Annotated in this window: 16 protein-coding genes; 5 read left to right on the top strand and 11 right to left on the bottom strand. The window is 65.1% G+C overall.

All coding sequences use genetic code 11. From position 1 onward, the window contains the following. Positions 1-35 precede the first annotated feature (35 nt). Entirely contained in the window at positions 36-2,393 is a 2,358-nt protein-coding gene (locus HZZ16_RS00860) for an Orn/Lys/Arg family decarboxylase (RefSeq protein ID WP_197946555.1), read from the top strand. Positions 2,394-2,399: 6 nt separating this feature from the next. After that, positions 2,400-2,975, top strand: a complete 576-nt coding sequence (locus HZZ16_RS00855; protein WP_197946553.1) for a GNAT family N-acetyltransferase — start codon at positions 2,400-2,402, stop codon at positions 2,973-2,975. Between the two features lie 3 nt (positions 2,976-2,978). Here HZZ16_RS00855 and HZZ16_RS00850 read toward each other — a convergent pair whose 3' ends face one another. Together HZZ16_RS00850 and HZZ16_RS00845 are read right to left on the bottom strand one after the other, a co-directional pair. After that, positions 2,979-3,191, bottom strand: a complete 213-nt coding sequence (locus HZZ16_RS00850; RefSeq protein ID WP_036005605.1) for a hypothetical protein — start codon at positions 3,189-3,191, stop codon at positions 2,979-2,981. Positions 3,192-3,315: 124 nt separating this feature from the next. Next, on the bottom strand, positions 3,316-4,365 hold the full coding sequence (locus HZZ16_RS00845) for a hydroxyacid dehydrogenase (protein ID WP_197946551.1): 1,050 nt from the start codon (positions 4,363-4,365) through the stop codon (positions 3,316-3,318). Positions 4,366-4,607: 242 nt separating this feature from the next. On the opposite strand from HZZ16_RS00845, the gene HZZ16_RS00840 reads away from it, so the two are divergent. The 3 genes from HZZ16_RS00840 (at position 4,608) to HZZ16_RS00830 (ending at position 6,209) form a co-directional block, all read left to right on the top strand. Then, positions 4,608-5,159, top strand: a complete 552-nt coding sequence (locus tag HZZ16_RS00840) for a thiamine pyrophosphate-binding protein (protein WP_197946549.1) — start codon at positions 4,608-4,610, stop codon at positions 5,157-5,159. 8 nt (positions 5,160-5,167) lie between these two features. After that, positions 5,168-5,764, top strand: a complete 597-nt coding sequence (locus HZZ16_RS00835) for a thiamine pyrophosphate-dependent enzyme (RefSeq protein WP_246509907.1) — start codon at positions 5,168-5,170, stop codon at positions 5,762-5,764. Positions 5,765-5,840: 76 nt separating this feature from the next. Then, entirely contained in the window at positions 5,841-6,209 is a 369-nt protein-coding gene (locus HZZ16_RS00830) for a VanZ family protein (RefSeq protein WP_197946545.1), read from the top strand. 40 nt (positions 6,210-6,249) lie between these two features. Here the strand turns inward: HZZ16_RS00830 and HZZ16_RS00825 are convergent, their stop codons facing one another. The 9 genes from HZZ16_RS00825 to HZZ16_RS00785 all read right to left on the bottom strand — a co-directional run bounded on the left by HZZ16_RS00825 (position 6,250) and on the right by HZZ16_RS00785 (position 16,301). After that, positions 6,250-6,633 carry a DUF1236 domain-containing protein gene (locus HZZ16_RS00825; protein ID WP_197946543.1) on the bottom strand — a complete coding sequence of 128 codons (384 nt, stop codon included), beginning with the start codon at positions 6,631-6,633 and terminating at the stop codon, positions 6,250-6,252. 108 nt (positions 6,634-6,741) lie between these two features. Beyond that, positions 6,742-7,629 carry a 2-hydroxy-3-oxopropionate reductase gene (locus tag HZZ16_RS00820; RefSeq protein ID WP_197946541.1) on the bottom strand — a complete coding sequence of 296 codons (888 nt, stop codon included), beginning with the start codon at positions 7,627-7,629 and terminating at the stop codon, positions 6,742-6,744. 113 nt (positions 7,630-7,742) lie between these two features. After that, on the bottom strand, positions 7,743-8,528 hold the full coding sequence (hyi, locus tag HZZ16_RS00815; RefSeq protein WP_197946539.1) for a hydroxypyruvate isomerase: 786 nt from the start codon (positions 8,526-8,528) through the stop codon (positions 7,743-7,745). A 13-nt stretch (positions 8,529-8,541) separates the two neighbouring features. Beyond that, complete coding sequence (gene gcl, locus HZZ16_RS00810; RefSeq protein ID WP_197946537.1) at positions 8,542-10,326, bottom strand: glyoxylate carboligase; 1,785 nt, start codon at positions 10,324-10,326, stop codon at positions 8,542-8,544. 151 nt (positions 10,327-10,477) lie between these two features. After that, entirely contained in the window at positions 10,478-12,280 is a 1,803-nt protein-coding gene (locus HZZ16_RS00805) for an adenine deaminase (protein ID WP_197946535.1), read from the bottom strand. 124 nt (positions 12,281-12,404) lie between these two features. Next, positions 12,405-13,874 carry a tripartite tricarboxylate transporter permease gene (locus HZZ16_RS00800; protein WP_197947247.1) on the bottom strand — a complete coding sequence of 490 codons (1,470 nt, stop codon included), beginning with the start codon at positions 13,872-13,874 and terminating at the stop codon, positions 12,405-12,407. Between the two features lie 29 nt (positions 13,875-13,903). Next, a complete protein-coding gene (locus HZZ16_RS00795; protein WP_197946533.1) occupies positions 13,904-14,389 on the bottom strand; it encodes a tripartite tricarboxylate transporter TctB family protein in 486 nt (161 codons plus the stop codon). After that, complete coding sequence (locus tag HZZ16_RS00790; protein WP_197946532.1) at positions 14,386-15,354, bottom strand: Bug family tripartite tricarboxylate transporter substrate binding protein; 969 nt, start codon at positions 15,352-15,354, stop codon at positions 14,386-14,388. Before HZZ16_RS00790 ends, HZZ16_RS00795 begins: the two co-directional genes overlap by 4 nt. Before the next feature lie 92 nt (positions 15,355-15,446). Then, a complete protein-coding gene (locus HZZ16_RS00785; protein WP_197946530.1) occupies positions 15,447-16,301 on the bottom strand; it encodes an IclR family transcriptional regulator in 855 nt (284 codons plus the stop codon). Between the last annotated feature and the right edge of the window lie 24 nt (positions 16,302-16,325).

Below are 16,325 nucleotides of genomic sequence, written 5' to 3'. Positions count from 1 at the left end.
GAGAGCTGTATCTTCCTGCACATTCGGGACCCGCCATGGACTATTTCAAGCGCTTCAACTTCCTGTTCGCCGCACCTGTGTTCGACGCCGACGATCTCGAAGGCGTCCGCTTCAACCAGATCATCGAGGAGATCCAGCGCTCCGGCTTCGAGGTGGTCCGGGCCCGCAAGCTGGAGGATGCCGAGATGGCAGTGCAGACCGACGCCGCGATCGGCTGCATGGTGGTGGACTGGGGCAAGAAGGGCCTGGAAGGCAAGACCTCGGCGCTGATCAATCTGATGCGCCGGCGCGGCCTCGACTTCCCGATCATCCTGCTGATCCGGCGCAAGCGGTTCGAGGACCTACCGGTCGAAGTGCTCGATTTCATCGACGGCTATGTCTTCCTGTCCGAGGAGACGCCGCCCTTCATCGCCAAGAACCTGATCAGCCGTCTGAAGCAATATGCCGAGACGCTGAAGACGCCGTTCTTCGGCGCGCTGGTCGACTATGCCGAGGAAGGCAACCAGTTATGGACCTGCCCAGGGCACAATGGCGGCGTGTTCTACAATCGCAGCCCGATCGGGCGCGTGTTCGTCGAGCATCTCGGCGAGTCCGTGTTCCGCGACGACCTCGACAATTCCGTGCTCGACCTCGGCGACCTCCTCACCCATGAGGGCCCGGCGCTGAAGGCGCAGAAGGAAGCGGCGGCGATCTTCGGCGCGGAAAAGACCTATTTCGTGCTCAACGGCACCTCGACCTCGAACAAGGTCGCGCTGGGTGCCCTCGTCACTGACGGCGATCTCGTGCTGTTCGACCGCAATAACCACAAGGCCGCCCATCACGGCGCGCTGATGATCAATGGTGGCATCCCGGTCTATGTGCCGACCGTTCGCAACGCCTGGGGGCTGATCGGCCCGATGCGCTGGGACAGGCTCGACGAGAAGGCCCTGCGCGAGGCGATCCGCAACCATCCTCTGGTGAACGATCGCGACGCCTGGCGCAAGGAGCGGCCGTTCCGCGTCGCCGTGGTCGAGCAGTGCACCTATGACGGCTCTATCCACAGCGCCGAGATGATCATCAAACGCATCGGCCATCTCTGCGACTACATCCTGTTCGACGAGGCCTGGGCCGGCTTCATGAAATTCCACCCCCTTTATGCCGGCCGCTTCGCCATGGGGCTGGCAAATCTTCCGTCCGATGCCCCCGGCATCATCGCGACGCAGTCGACCCACAAGCAGCTGGCAAGCTTTTCGCAGGCCTCGCAGATCCACATCAAGGATCGCCACATCCGCGGCCAGAAGCGCCGCGTCGAGCACCGCCGCTTTAACGAGAGCTTCATGCAGCACGCGTCGACCTCGCCGTTCTACCCGCTGTTCGCCTCGCTCGACGTCGGCGCGCAGATGATGAAGGGCCGGTCCGGCGAAGTGCTGTGGGACGACACGATCCGGCTCGGCATCGAGCTGCGCAAGAAGATCCGCGCGATGCGCCGGGAGTTCGAGGAGAACGAGCAGAATCCGGATCGCCGCTGGTTCTTCGAGCCGTTCGTTCCCGATCGCGTCGCCATTGCCGATGTCAGCCGCCCCGGCGCGGCGCACAATGTCGCCTGGGAGACTCTCTCGACCGACGAGCTCGCCACCAACTCCGCGCTGTGGCAGCTCTCCCCGGATACCAACTGGCACGGCTTTCCCGATCTCGCGGAAGGCTTTGCCATGACCGATCCGAACAAGCTGACGCTGCTCACGCCCGGGTTCGATCGTGCGACCGGGGCCTATGCCGAGCACGGCATTCCCGCGCCGGTCGTCGCGCAATATCTGCGCGAGAACCGCATCGTCCCCGAGAAGAACGACCTCAACTCCCTGCTCTTCCTGCTCACGCCCGGCGTCGAGGCGAGCAAGGCGGGCACGCTGATCTCCGGCCTCGTCGCGTTCAAGAGGCTGCACGACGAGAATGCGCTGCTGGCCGACGTGATCCCCGAATTCTATCAGCGGCGGCAGGCGCGCTACGCCGGTGCGCGGCTGCGCGACCTCTGCGGCGAGATGCACCGCTTCTTCCGCGCCGCCGATGTCAGCGCGCTCCAGGCGCGGCAGTTCATGCCCGAGCACATGCCCGAGATCGCGATGTCACCCCGCGATGCCGCGCGCCATCTGTTCAAGAACGACGTCGACTACCTCCCGATCGAGGCGATCGCCGGCCGCATCGCGACCACGCCATTCGTGGTCTATCCACCCGGCATCGCCACCATCGTGCCCGGCGAGCGGCTGACGGAACGGGCCAGGCCCATGATCGATTATCTCAAGATGTTCGAGACCTGCTTCAACACATTTCCGGGCTTCGACGTCGAGATACAGGGCGTCTACAAAGAGGTCGATGCGAATGGCCGCATCGGGCTCTACACTTATGTCGTGACCGAGTAGGTGCCGATGAACGAAGCAGCTGCGTGCGCGAGTGATGAACCCGTCCTGGTTCGACCGTCACGCGAGAGCGACGTCGAGGCGATGCTGGCGATCTACCGCCATCACGTCCGCAACGGCGTGCCGCGCGATATCGAGGGAACCGGTGCGCCGGAGCCGGACGATCTGCGCGACCGTCGCAAGAACCTGAAGCAGACCCGCCTGCCGCACCTGGTCGCGACCTGGCGCGGCGAGGTCGTCGGCTATGCCTATGCCGTGCTGTTCCGCAAGCGGCCGGCCTATCGCTACACGGCCAAGCACTCGATCTATGTCCACCACGCCCATCTCGGCCGCGGGGTCGGACGGATGTTGCTGCAGGAATTGATCGACGCCTGCGCGGCGGCCGGCTTCCGCAAGATGATCGGCTACATCGATGCAGATAACACGCCCTCGCTGGCGCTGCACGAGCGGTTCGGCTTCGCACGCGCCGGCCTGCTCAGCGGCGTTGCCTATCGCCACGGCCGCTGGTCCGACACTGTCATGGTGCAACGCTCGCTCGGCGCGGGGACGACGACGCCCCCGCCCGTCACGGCACCCGGGCGTTAGGCCCTAGGACGGGAAGTCGGCCGGTCTGACATGGATGCGGTCGGCATGCAGTGACCAGTGATGCAACGCCTGGTCCTTGCAGAACCTCGCTTTCGCACGTTCCCTGGCCTCGTCCTCGTCGGCGGCGTCGATCTCGAGCGTGCCCTGGCAGACCTCGCACTGCCGGCCGTATTCGCCGAGCACGTCCTTCATGAACCTGACGACATAAGTTGACATGGGACCTCCCTGCCTGCCCGCCGGCACTTTAGTCCCATTTAGGCCGGACGGGGAAAGGAGATTTTGACGCGGATCAAGGCCGGGGCTCGGTTCCCCGGCCGTCATCCAGAGCGCTTGGTGCGCCCTACCCCGGCGTCACCCCGAAGGCCTGCTTGAAGCGCTCGGCATAGCGCGGCCAGGCTTCGGGATTGATGATGCGCGGCGGGCGCTTGCCGTCGAGCACATCCAGGACCTGCTCGGCGGCGATCCGGCCCATGTTCTGGCGCGCCTCGATGGTGACGCCTGCCGTGTGCGGGCTCGCCAGCACGTTGTCGAACTGGAGCAGCGGATGCTCCGGCGGCGGCGGCTCCTTGGACCAGACGTCGAGGCCGGCACCGGCGATGCGCTTGTCGCGCAGCGCCTGCAGCAGCGCATCTTCGTCATGAATGAAGCCGCGTGCAGTGGTGATGAAATAGGCATGCGGCTGCATCAGCGCGAATTCGCGCGTGCTGATCAAGTTGCGGCTGCCCTTGTTGAGCGGGCAGGAGATCGAGACGAAATCGGCGCGGCGCAACAGCTCGTCGAGCTCGACCTTCTCCCCGCCCCGCTCGGCCATCACCTCGGCCGACAAATAGGGATCGTAGGCCAGCACCTTCATGCCGAGCAGGCCCTTGCACAAGGCAGCGATGCGCCGGCCGACATTGCCGAGGCCGATGATGCCGACGGTCTTGCCCTCGACCTCGTTGCCGACGAGATCGTTGCGGTTGACATCGCGCTCGCGGCGCAGCCGGCGATCCGACTGGATGATGCGTTTGGACAGCGTCAGCATCATCGCCAGGGCGTGCTCGGCGACCGAATGGGCATTGCCGCCGGACTGGTTGACGACGACGACCCCGGCGGCCGTGCAGGCCTCGACGTCGACCGGGTCGAAGCCGGCACCGTTGCTGGAGACCAGCAGCAGGTTCGGCGCGCGCTTCAGGAAGGCGGCATCGACATGGAAATGCGGGGCGAGCTCATCGCGGGCGGCGCCGACCTGGTAGACGTGGGCAGCGCCGAGGAGCGGGCCATAGACATCCTCAGGGCTTGCGTTTTCGATGCGATCGAGCCGCACGTCGGGCCGGGCCTTCAGGATGTCGATATAGATCGGATTGGCCAAATAATTGGAGTAGACGACGCGCTTGTTATTGACGGACATCAGGACCCTTCCGGCTCTTTCGCGGGAGATCCGCAAGGTCAGCGCGATGCGCGCCTGTCCGTGCCCCTCCCGTGTTCTGGTTATCGCCGCTTATGCCATGGCGGTGCCGGCCACGGCAGGCCTGCTGGCGCAGATCATGGTGCCGGCGCGGACATGTTGACAATCCCGCTGCCCGCGTCAAGTTCGGCAGACCGCCGCGACGGCCAGAACCAAGAAGCATGCGCGGCTCAAGGGAGAGCGCAATGGCGATTGCGGAACAGCAGCCGCAGGGGAGCAGCGACGGAAGCTGGCACGGCATCGTGCTGCAAACCCTGAAGCGGAACGAGATCAGCCTGATTCCTTACGTGCCGGACCGCGTGCTCACGCCTCTGATCAAGAATCTGCACGCCGATCCCTACTTCACCACCTTCGCGACCGCCCGCGAGGAAGAGGCTGTCGGCATCGTCGCCGGGGCCTGGATGGGCGGCCGGCGCGGCGCGGTGCTGATGCAGACCTCCGGCTTTGCCACGCTCGCCAACGTGCTGGCCTCGCTCGCAGTGCCCTACCAGATTCCGCTGATCATGTTCGTGTCCGAGCGCGGCACGCTGGGCGAGTTCAATTACGGCCAGTCGCTGGTCTGCCGCACCATGCGACCGGTGCTGGATTCGCTGGCCCTGGAGCACCACACCATCACCCGGCTCGACGAGCTCGAATTCATCACCGACCGCTCGATCAAGCAGGCCGTCACCACGCAGGCTCCGGTGGCGTTGATCCTCAACCCGCTGCTTACGGGCGGCAAGGTCTTCGACAAATGAGGCCGGCGATGAACACGCGTAACACCAAGGTGGTGAACCGGTTTGAGATCACCTCGCGGCTGATCGCGAAGCTGAAGCACGAGGAAGCCGTGATCGGCGGCATCGGCAACACCAATTTCGATCTGTGGGCCTCCGGCCACCGTCCGCAGAACTTCTACATGCTGGGCAGCATGGGGCTCGCCTTCCCCATCGCGCTCGGCGTGGCGCTGGCGCAGCCCGACCGCCGCGTCTTCGCGCTGGAAGGCGACGGCTCGCTCCTGATGCAGCTCGGCGCACTCTCGACGATTGCGGGCTTGAAGCCGAAGAACCTCACGATGATCGTGATGGACAACGGCATCTACCAAATCACCGGCGCGCAGCCGACGCCGGCAGCGAACGTTGCCGACATCGTCGCCATCGCCATCGGCTCTGGTCTCGCGCGTAGCGCCTGGGCCGCGGACGAGGAGGATTTCGAGCGGCTGGTCGACGACGCGATGGCTGCATCGGAGCCGAGCCTGATCGCGGTCAGGATCGACGACAAGCCCGGCGTGGGCACCACCCGCCGCGACCCCGTGCAGATCCGGGAACGTTTCATGCATGGCCTCGGCGTGCGCGATCCGCTTTAACATTTTGTCATTAACTACACGGCGATCTGATACGAGCGTCGCGACAACCCGACCAAATTCGTGCTAAGCGACCCGGATGTTCATTCGAACCTTTGCCTGGCTGCTCGCCGCTGCCGTTACGTTCGCCACCCTCGGTCCTCCCGGCCTTCGCCCCCATTCCGACCTCGGTCAGGATGGCGAACATGCGCTTGCCTTCGTCATGGTGGGGTTAGCCTTCGGCCTCGCCTATCCACGCCGGCGTCTGCTGATTGCAGCGGCCGCGGTCGTCCTGATTGGCGTGCTCGAGCTGATGCAATTTTGGGCACCCGGCCGCCACACGCGGTTGGTGGATTTTCTGGTCGATGCTGGAACCGCGTGCCTCGGCTTTGCGCTCGCAGCCGCGGCTGATTGGCTGCTCTGGCGCCTTCGCACCAGCTCCGCCACAATCGAAGGCCCCGCGGAGTGATGCTCCGCAGGGCCCTGCTCAGAACAAGGAATTGCGTCGATCAGTCGATGATCTTGACCACGCGGCGCGTGCGCGGCTCGACGATCACACGGCGATCGTTGACGACCGCATAGCGATATTCGGTGTAGTTCGGCACGGGCCGCAGCACCACGGTCGGAGGCAGCGGCTCGCCGACCACGACGCGCTCGTGGACCACGACGGAATCATCGCGCGGGATACCGCCGAGCACCGCGTTCGGGATCTCCAGGCCAGCGCCGACCGCCGCACCGACGGTGCCGCCGACCATCGCACCAATCGGGCCGCCGATGTCGCCGCCCGCACGCGCGCCTTCCGCAGCGCCTTGTGCGGTGGTGGATTGTGCAAAGGCTGCGCTCGACGCCAGCAGCGACGCGGCAGCCAACGTAATCGCAAGACGGGTTTTCATATCCTTACGTCTCCAGTGATTGTTATGCGGCTTCAACCCGCGGGGCCGGAGCATTGTTCCGGTTCCCGACGAAAGATGCATCACTGGAGACTGTTACCCGGTAACAGTTCAGGCCGTCGCGATCTCGTGCCCCGCCATCAGTTCCAGCGCCCGCACCATGGCGGAGTGATCCCAGGCCTTGCCGCCATGTGCGGCGCAGGACGAGAACAATTGCTGCGCCACGGCCGTGCTCGGCAGCGACAGGCCGAGTGCACGCGCGCCTTCGAGCGCGAGGTTGAGATCCTTCTGGTGCAGCTCGATGCGGAAACCCGGATCGAAATTGCGCTTCACCATGCGCTCGCCATGCACCTCCAGAATGCGCGAGGAGGCAAAGCCGCCCATCAGCGCCTTGCGCACCAGCGCGGGATTCGCACCAGCCTTGGATGCGAACAACAGGGCCTCGCTCACGGCTTCGATAGTGAGCGCGACGATGATCTGGTTGGCGACCTTTGTCGTCTGCCCGTCGCCGTTGGCGCCGACATGGGTGACGTTCTTGCCCATCTTGTCGAAGACCGGCTTCATGGTGCCGAAGGCCCGCTCCGGCCCGCCGACCATGATGGTGAGGCTCGCAGCTTTCGCGCCGACCTCCCCGCCCGACACCGGCGCATCGAGGTAATCGGCGCCGAGCGCCTCGATCCTCTTCGCGAATTCCTTCGTCGCCAGCGGCGAGATCGAGCTCATGTCGACGACGATCTTGCCCTTGGAAGTGCCGCTGGCGACACCGTCCTTGCCGAACAGCACGGCCTCCACATGCGGCGTATCCGGCACCATGATGATGACCGCGTCCGCGCCCTCCGCGACCTCCTTGGCCGATGTGCAGGCGATGCCGCCCGCGGCGACCAGTTCGCGCGCGATCGGCGCAACGTCATGCAGGAGAACGCGGTGGCCCGCGGCCAGGAGGTGGCCGGCCATCGGCCGCCCCATGGTGCCAAGTCCGATGAAGCCGATGTTGGTCATGTTGCCATTTCCTCTGCATGACATCTTGGTAAGTCTGTCCACGTGCTTGGTGCACCTCTCCGCTTGCGGGAGAGGAAGCGAACCGTCGTCGCGGCCGCATCTGGCCCTAAATCTCAGGTCTCAAACGTCTGCGCTGCATGCCACGACAGGCCCTCCAGCGTCGTGGTGCGCGGCTTGTATTCGCAGCCGATCCAGCCGCGATAGCCGATCGCGTCGAGGTGCCGGAACAGGAAGGGATAATTGATCTCGCCGGTGCCCGGCTCATGGCGGCCGGGATTGTCAGCAAGCTGGATGTGGGCGATCTGCGGTAGATATTCCTGCATGGTGCGGGCGAGATCACCCTCCATGATCTGCATGTGGTAGATGTCGTACTGGATGAACAGGTTGTTCGACCTCACCTCGGAAATCAACTGCACCGCCTGCTCGGTGGCGTTGAGGAAGAAGCCGGGAATGTCGAGCGTGTTGATGGGCTCGACCAATAGCTTGATGTTCTCTCGCGCCAGCGTCGAGGCCGCAAAGCGCAAGTTACCGACCAACGTCTCCTGAAGCTCCCGCGGATCGGAATCAGCCGGCGCGATGCCGACGAGACAGTTGAGCTGCTCGCAATCGAGCGCCTTGGCATAGTCGATGGCGCGGAACACGCCGTCGCGGAATTCGGCGGTGCGGTCGGGCAGGATCGCAATGCCGCGCTCTCCACCGGCCCAGTTGCCTGCGGGCAGATTGTGCAGCACCTGCGTCAGCCCGTGGGCCTCGAGCTGCTCGCGCAGCTGCGCCTTGTCGAAATCATACGGGAAGAGATATTCGACCCCTCCAAAGCCCGCCGCCTTCGCTGCCGCAAAGCGGTCGAGGAACGGCATCTCGTTGAAGAGCATGGTGAGGTTGGCGGCAAATTTCGGCATGGTGCTTCTTCCCCTATTCCGCCGGCTGCAGCACGCGCGTGATCTCCACTTCGTCGAGCGGAAGGTCCAGCACCTCCTCGAACTCGACGATGTTGTCGATCTCCGTGCCCATCGCGATGTTGGTGACGCGTTCGAGGATGAATTCGACGACGATAGGCACGCGGTGCTTGGCCATCAATTCGCGCGCGGTCGCAAACGCTGCCTGCGTGTCCTTCGGATCGGTGACGCGGATGGCCTTGCAGCCGAGACCTTCGGCGACCGCGACGTGGTCGACGCCGTAGACGCCGATCTCGGGCGCGTTGATGTTCTCGAAGGAGAGCTGGACGTGATAGTCCATGTCGAAACCGCGCTGGGCCTGGCGGATCAGGCCGAGATAGGAATTGTTCACGACGACGTGGATGTAGGGCAGATTGAACTGCGCGCCGACCGCGAGCTCCTCGATCAGGAACTGGAAGTCGTAGTCGCCGGAGAGCGCGACGATCTCGCGCTCCGGACACGCCGCGCGCACGCCGAGCGCGGCCGGCAGCGTCCAGCCGAGCGGTCCCGCCTGCCCGGCATTGATCCAGTTGCGGGGATTGTAGACGCCGAGAAACTGCGCGCCGGCGATCTGCGACAGGCCGATCACCGTGACGTATGTGGTGTTGCGGCCGAACGCCTTGTTCATTTCCTCGTAGACGCGCTGCGGCTTGATCGGAACATTGTCGAAATGGCTCTTGCGCAGCATCGTCTTCTTGCGGTCGCGGCAGGCCGCAGGCCATGCCTGGCGCTCGCGGAGCCTGCCTGACCGCCGCCACTCGCCGGCGACGGCGACGAACAGCTCGAGCGCGGCCTTAGCGTCCGAGACGATGCCGAGATCCGGATTGAACACGCGCCCGATCTGCGTTGGCTCGATGTCCACGTGAACGAATTTGCGGCCCTTGGTGTAGGTCTCGACCGAGCCGGTGTGGCGATTGGCCCAGCGATTGCCGATGCCGAGCACGAAGTCGGACTCCAGCAGCGTGGCATTGCCATAGCGGTGGCTGGTCTGGAGGCCGACCATGCCAGCCATCAGCACGTGATCGTCGGGGATCGCGCCCCAGCCCATCAGCGTCGGCACCACGGGCACGTTGGCGATCTCGGCGAACTCGACCAAGAGGTCCGAGGCGTCGGCGTTGATGATGCCGCCGCCCGCGACGATCAGCGGCCGCTCGGCGGCGTTGAGCATCTCCAGCGCCTTCTCGACCTGCCTGCGGGTCGCAGCAGGCTTGTAGACTGGCAGCGGCTCGTAGGTCTCGTCATCGAATTCGATCTCGGCGATTTGCACGTCGAGCGGCATGTCGATCAGCACCGGCCCCGGACGCCCCGAGCGCATGATGTGAAACGCCTGGCTGAACACACGCGGTACCAATGCCGGCTCGCGCACCGTCACCGCCCATTTGGTCACCGGCTTAGCGATCGACTCGATGTCGACGGCCTGGAAGTCTTCCTTGTAGAGCCGCGCGCGCGGCGCCTGCCCGGTGATGCAGAGGATCGGGATGGAATCGGCGATCGCCGAATAGAGCCCCGTGATCATGTCGGTGCCAGCCGGCCCGGAGGTGCCGATGCAGACCCCGATATTGCCGGCCTTGGCGCGCGTATAGCCCTCCGCCATGTGCGAAGCACCCTCGACATGGCGCGCCAGGATGTGGCGGATCGAGCCGCGCTTCTTCAGCGCCGAGTAAAGCGGATTGATCGCAGCGCCGGGAACTCCGAAGGCCGTCGATATGCCTTCCCTCTCCAGGATACGCACGGCCGCATCGACAGCTCGCATCTTCGCCATATCGGACCTCGCTCAATTGCATCAGCGAGCGAGATCATCAGATGCGCAGAAGCCGATCTCAACGAGATCGATTTTATTTTCCACGATGCGGCAGCCCCGAAAAAACCGCGGCGGTCTCAATCGGTTAAATCGAGGAATGCGTGAAAGCAGATCACTCGAACAGGGGCGCCAGCTTCATCTGCGGCACCAGCACGAGGCCCCTGTCGGTGATGCGAATTTCCGGAATGACCGATAGCGGAATCAAATTGAAGCCCATGTATGGGATGGTGCAGCCGGCCTCGGCCCATTCCTTCTTCAGCGCCTTGACCTCTTCGGCCACCTCCGTGACGCGCTTGTCGGAGAGCAGGCCCGCGATTGGCAGCGGAACCAGCGCCCTCACCTTGCCGTCGGCGACAACGCAGACGCCGCCCTGCTGCTCCCTGATCGCGGCGATGGCGACCTGCATGTCGCCCTCGTTGGTGCCGGCAACGATGAGGTTGTGGCTGTCGTGACCGACGCTGGAGGCGACCGCGCCGCGCTTCAGGCCAAAATCCTTCAGGAGGCCATGGGCAACGTTGCCGGCGGATTTGCCGTGACGCTCGACCACCGCGACGAAGCAAAGGCCGTAGCGCGCGAACAGCGACGGCCAGTCTCTTGCGGGTTCGATCTCCACTTTCTGGTGGATCAGCGTGATGCCAGGCAACGCAGTCTTGATGGCGTTGACGGTGCAGGCCTTCACGGGCAGCTCCGGCGTCAACTTCATCTTCTCCGGCAGCTTCACTGTGACGTAGGCTGACCTCGGATATTGGTAGCGCTGCGACAGCGCCTGATCGAGACGCGGGGTGATCTTGCCGTGCTCGACCACGAGCTCGCCACCATACCAGGTGCATTGCGGCTTGAGCTGATCATCCATCAGCACGAGATCGGCGCGGCGACCGCCGCCCAGCCCGCCGATATCCCCTTCCATGCCGAAGCGCGTCGCGCCATGCAGCGAGCCCATTGCCCAGGCCTGCTCGGGCGACAACCCCGCCTTCACCGCTTCCCTCACCACCCAGTCGAGACCGAACAGCAGGAGATCGTCGGCGTCACGGTCGTCCGTGCACACTGCGGTGCGCTTGTGCGAGGCCCCGAGCTCGGTGATCGCTCGGATCGCTTGCGGCAGCAAATGCCAGGGCGTGGTCGGCGGCCCGCCGCGCAAAAACACCCAGACGCCGGCATCGAGCAGGTCATCGGCAATGTCGCGGTCGATCGCCTCATGGGTGTCGGTGACGCCGGATGCCGCGTAGGCCGCGACGAATTCGCGGCCGTAGACATGCCCGGAGACGGGACGGCCGCGCTTCAAGGCAGCCGCGAGGATGGCATGGCTGCGCTCGTCGCCCATCGTGACAGGCACGAAATCCATTTTCTCGCCAAGCGCCACCGCCTCGGGCCAGCGGTCGAACAGGCCGGCGATCTTGTCCGGCGTGAGGTCGCCGCCCGCCGTTTCCAGCTCCGCCGAAGTCGCAGGGACGGTGCTCGGCACGGTCAAGAAGATCGAGAGCGGCGCCTCGCGCGCATCTTCCAGCATCGCCTCCACACCGGCGACGTCCATGACGTTGCCGATCTCGTGACTGTCGCAGAAGATCGTCGTGGTACCGTTGAGCAGCGCGGCCTCTGCATAGGCGCAGGCCGTCACCATGGAGGATTCGATGTGAATGTGCGGATCGACGAGGCCCGGCGCGATGATGCCGCCGGCCGCGTCATAAAGCGGGACATCGCCCCAGGCCCTCTTCGCTGTACCGGCCGGCTTCACGGCCGCGATGCGGCCGCCGGTGATCCAGACCTCCCGCCCCGGATGGATGCGCTCCGAATAGGTCGAAAGCAACCGGGCGCCCGATATAACGAGATCCGGCGCGACGCGGGCCGAGGCGACGTCGGCGAGGCGCCGCGTCATGCTGTGTAGCGGCGCGACGGTGAAGCGGGTGAGCTTGGTCATGGCGGGCGCTCGCGGAGATTGGACAGCCCGGCGATGGTTGCCCCCGACGGCGGCAGGGGCAACTCAAATAAAACGGCATCTCTGCTTACGCATTGGGCAAACACACACCCCTTGATGAGTTCCGCTAATCCTCGTTCGCCTTGAACCGGCCGAGCCCCTTCAAGACGAAGGGCGCGACCAGCGCGATCAGCGCGATGCCGAGCAGCGTCGCGGAAATCGGGCTCTGCAGCAGCGTCATGGGATCGCCGAGGCTGATCGCGAGCGCGCGGCGGAGCTGGCTTTCGGCGATAGGACCGAGGATCAGGCCGACGACGACGGGCGCGATCGGGAAATCGAACCGGCGCATCAGGAAGCCGAGCACGCCGAAGCCGGCGAGCATCGACAATTCCACCACCGATGGTTTTGCCGCGATGGTGCCCATGGTCGCGAACACGAGGATGCCGGCATAGAGCCAGGGCTGCGGGATCGCGAGCAGCCGCACCCACAGGCCGACCAGCGGCAGGTTGAGCACCAGCAGCATCATGTTGGCGATGAAAAGGCTGGCGATCAGGCCCCACACGAGGTCGGGCCGCTCGGCGAATAGCAGCGGGCCCGGGTTGAGGCCGTATTGCTGAAAGCCCGCCAGCATCATCGCTGCGGTCGCCGAGGTCGGCAGGCCCAGCGTCAGCAGCGGCACCAGCGTGCCGGCAGCGGAGGCATTGTTGGCGGCTTCGGGGCCGGCGACCCCTTCGATCGCGCCCTTGCCGAACTCTTCGGGATGCTTCGTCAGCCGCTTCTCGGTCGAGTAGGACAGGAAGGTCGGGATCTCCGCGCCGCCGGCCGGCAGCGCACCGATCGGGAAGCCGAACATGGTGCCGCGCAGCCAGGGCTTCCAAGAGCGCTTCCAGTCCTCCTTGGTCATCCATAGCGAGCCGCGCACCGGCTCCAGCTTCTCCTCGGTATGATGGCGGCGCGATGCGACATAGAGCGCCTCGCCCACCGCGAACAGGCCGACCGCGAGCGTTGTGACTTCGACGCCGTCGAGCAACTCGGGGACGCCGAACGCAAGCCGCGCTTGACCTGTCAACTTGTCGATGCCGACAAGGCCGAGCGTCAGACCGATGAACAGGCTGGTCAGGCCGCGGATCGGGGAATCGCCAAAGGTCGCCGACACCGTGACGAAGGCAACGCACATCAGCGCGAAGTAATCCTCGGGGCCGAAGCGCACGGCGATATCGACCAGCCATGGCGCGAGGAAGGCCAGACCAATCGTGGCGATGGTGCCGGCGACGAAGGAGCCGATTGCGGCGGTCGCGAGCGCCGGCCCGCCGCGGCCGGCCTTGGCCATCTTGTTGCCTTCGAGCGCGGTCGCCATCGAGGCGCTCTCGCCGGGCGTGTTGATCAGGATCGCGGTGGTCGATCCACCATACATGCCGCCATAGTAGATGCCGGCGAACATGATCAGTGAGCCGCCGGGGTCGAGCTTGTAGGTCACCGGCAGCAGCAGCGCGACCGTCAGGGCCGGGCCGATGCCGGGCAGCACGCCCACGGCCGTGCCGAGGAACACGCCGATCAGCGCGTAAAGCAGGTTCATCGGCTGGACGGCGACCGCCATGCCGTGAGCCAGCGCGGCAAAGGTATCTATCACAGCAATCGCTCCAGCGGGCCGGCAGGCAGGCTCAGCGTCAACAACCGGTCGAACGCGAGGTAAATGAGAGTCGACATCACCAGGGCGATGATGGCGTCGATGAGGATGGCACGGCGTCCGAAGGCCGCCGAGGTCGTCACGAACAGGGCCGAGGTCGCCAGGATGAAGCCGCCGCCAAGGCCGATGATGGCAATCAGCAGCGCAAGGCCCACGAGAATCAGAACCACAGGCACGGGATCGGCGCTCTCGCGAGCCGGCAAATTGCCGCGTAGCGCGTCGATGAAATTGCCGATCGCCAGCAACGCAAGGCCGCAGGCGATCACGACCGGCATCGCCTCCGGTCCCATGCCGTACATCGCGGCGGATTGCAGGCGGCGCGCGTCCCAGACCAGCACGACGGCGAGCACCGCAAGCAAGGCCGCGATGACGAGGCCGGCGCGGTCGACACGCCGCTGCGGCTGGACGGGATCGCCCGAGGTCATGATTTGACGAGGCCGACCGATTTCAGCACGTCGGTGACGCGGGCCGTTTCCTTCTTCAGGAAGTCGGCGAAAGCGTCGCCGCCGAGATAGGCGTCCTCCCAGCCCTTCTGCTTGAGGATCTCCTTCCAGGCGTCAGACTTCACCATCTTTTCGACCGCATCGCTCAAGGTCTTGCGCTGCTCCGGCGTGATGCCGGGAGGCGCGACCACAGAACGCCAGTTGGCGATCACGAGGTCGATGCCCTGCTCCTTGAACGTCGGGATGTCACTGCCTGCGATGCGCTTCTCGGAGGTCACGCCGATCGCGCGCAGCTTGCCGGACTTGATCTGCCCTTCATATTCGCTCAGCCCCGAAATGCCCGCCGTGACCTTGCCGCCGAGGATCGCCGCCAGCGACTCGCCGCCGCCGGAGAACGGGATGTAGTTGATCTTCTTGGCGTCGGCACCGACGGCGCCGGCGAACAAGGCCGCCATCACATGGTCGACGCCGCCAGCCGAGCCGCCGGCGAAGGTCACCTTGGCGATATCCGCCTTCACCGCGGCGGCCAGGTCCTGCGCATTCTTGATCGGCGAATTCGCGGGAACCACGATCACTTGGATTTCCTCGGTGAGGCGCGCGATCGGCGTCACCTGCTCCAGCGTCACCGGCGACTTGTTCATGGCGAGCGCGCCGACCATGACGAAGCCGTTGACCATCATCTGGTTGCCGTCGCCCTTGGCGCCGTTGACGAATTGGGCGATGCCGACGCTGCCACCTGCACCGGGAACGTTGGTGACCTGCACGCTGCGGGCGACGCCCGCAGCCACCAGCGCCTGCTGCATCGAGCGCGCGGTCTGGTCCCAGCCTCCGCCCGGAGCCGCCGGCGCCATCAGCTTGAGCTCGAGCTGCTGAGCAAAGCCTGGATTGGCGGCCGCCAGGGTCAACGCGACGGCTGCGCCGACAAGGCGCATGGGAAATCGAAACATGAGGGCATCTCCAGGCTCATGCGGACGTTTGCCGCATTGTGTCGTTTGGCCGCATATCAACCAAAACGGCCGATGCTGTCCAGTGACATGCCTCAGGGTTTTGGGTCAGCGGGCGCCGGGATCACCCCGCCGAGCGCGGCGGTCAATTCGGCCGCGACTTCCCGGACGATCTGCCCGATCTCCGGCAACCGTTCGTCGGTGACGCGGCTGGTCATCCCGGATACGGAGATCGCGGCAAGCGGTTCGGACAGCGCGTTGTATACCACCGCGGCGACGCAGCGCAGACCGATCTGCGCCTCCTCATCGTCGACGGCAAAGCCCTGCTTCCGGATTTTCTCGAGCTCCCTGAACAGGTCGCTCGGGCGCACGATCGACTTCTCGGTCAGGCGGGGCATGCCGTGATGGCGGATGACGGCGCCGACGTCCTCGTCTGAATAGGTTGCGAGCACCGCCTTGCCTACGCCGGAGGTCACCATGGGGACGCGACCGCCGACCTTGGTCAGCGAGCGCATGATCTCGCGACTTTCCATACGGGTCAGCACGATGATGAATTCATCGTCGACCACGGCGAGATTGGCCGTTTCGCGGGTGAGATCGCGCAGCTTGCGCAAATATGGAATTGCCTGCGCGGAGAAGTTGCGTCGACGCGCAAAGCTCGCGCCGACCGTGAAGCTGCGCACGCCGACATGCCATTTGGATTCGCCACGGTCGAACTGCACGAAACGGCGGCTTTCGAGCGTTGCAAGCAGCCGGTGCACGGTGGACGCCGACAGGCCGGTGCGGATCGCGAGATCGCTGAGACGATAGCCTTCGTCGTCCTCGGCCAGCGTCTCGATGATCGACAGCGCGCGATCGACCGACTGCACGCCACCGTCGCGGCCCTCATGATCGGCCTCCGCCGCCGATTTGGGCTCGAGCGATTTGCGCCGGATCACGTTCTTGCTCATCGCGACCTGCTTGCCAATCGGACA

The organism is Bradyrhizobium glycinis (genome assembly GCF_016031655.1).
Taxonomy (GTDB): domain Bacteria; phylum Pseudomonadota; class Alphaproteobacteria; order Rhizobiales; family Xanthobacteraceae; genus Bradyrhizobium; species Bradyrhizobium glycinis.
This window is presented reverse-complemented; position numbering and strand designations above follow the sequence as displayed.

Bases quoted from the DNA above. Each gene is read 5' to 3' on its own strand.
- HZZ16_RS00860 (WP_197946555.1), top strand. From the start codon at position 36: ATGGACTATTTCAAGCGCTTCAACTTCCTGTTCGCCGCACCTGTGTTC.
- HZZ16_RS00855 (WP_197946553.1), top strand. From the start codon at position 2,400: ATGAACGAAGCAGCTGCGTGCGCGAGTGATGAACCCGTCCTGGTTCGA.
- HZZ16_RS00850 (WP_036005605.1), bottom strand. From the start codon at position 3,191: ATGTCAACTTATGTCGTCAGGTTCATGAAGGACGTGCTCGGCGAATAC.
- HZZ16_RS00845 (WP_197946551.1), bottom strand. From the start codon at position 4,365: ATGTCCGTCAATAACAAGCGCGTCGTCTACTCCAATTATTTGGCCAAT.
- HZZ16_RS00840 (WP_197946549.1), top strand. From the start codon at position 4,608: ATGGCGATTGCGGAACAGCAGCCGCAGGGGAGCAGCGACGGAAGCTGG.
- HZZ16_RS00835 (WP_246509907.1), top strand. From the start codon at position 5,168: ATGAACACGCGTAACACCAAGGTGGTGAACCGGTTTGAGATCACCTCG.
- HZZ16_RS00830 (WP_197946545.1), top strand. From the start codon at position 5,841: ATGTTCATTCGAACCTTTGCCTGGCTGCTCGCCGCTGCCGTTACGTTC.
- HZZ16_RS00825 (WP_197946543.1), bottom strand. From the start codon at position 6,633: ATGAAAACCCGTCTTGCGATTACGTTGGCTGCCGCGTCGCTGCTGGCG.
- HZZ16_RS00820 (WP_197946541.1), bottom strand. From the start codon at position 7,629: ATGACCAACATCGGCTTCATCGGACTTGGCACCATGGGGCGGCCGATG.
- hyi (WP_197946539.1), bottom strand. From the start codon at position 8,528: ATGCCGAAATTTGCCGCCAACCTCACCATGCTCTTCAACGAGATGCCG.
- gcl (WP_197946537.1), bottom strand. From the start codon at position 10,326: ATGGCGAAGATGCGAGCTGTCGATGCGGCCGTGCGTATCCTGGAGAGG.
- HZZ16_RS00805 (WP_197946535.1), bottom strand. From the start codon at position 12,280: ATGACCAAGCTCACCCGCTTCACCGTCGCGCCGCTACACAGCATGACG.
- HZZ16_RS00800 (WP_197947247.1), bottom strand. From the start codon at position 13,874: ATGGCGGTCGCCGTCCAGCCGATGAACCTGCTTTACGCGCTGATCGGC.
- HZZ16_RS00795 (WP_197946533.1), bottom strand. From the start codon at position 14,389: ATGACCTCGGGCGATCCCGTCCAGCCGCAGCGGCGTGTCGACCGCGCC.
- HZZ16_RS00790 (WP_197946532.1), bottom strand. From the start codon at position 15,354: ATGTTTCGATTTCCCATGCGCCTTGTCGGCGCAGCCGTCGCGTTGACC.
- HZZ16_RS00785 (WP_197946530.1), bottom strand. From the start codon at position 16,301: ATGAGCAAGAACGTGATCCGGCGCAAATCGCTCGAGCCCAAATCGGCG.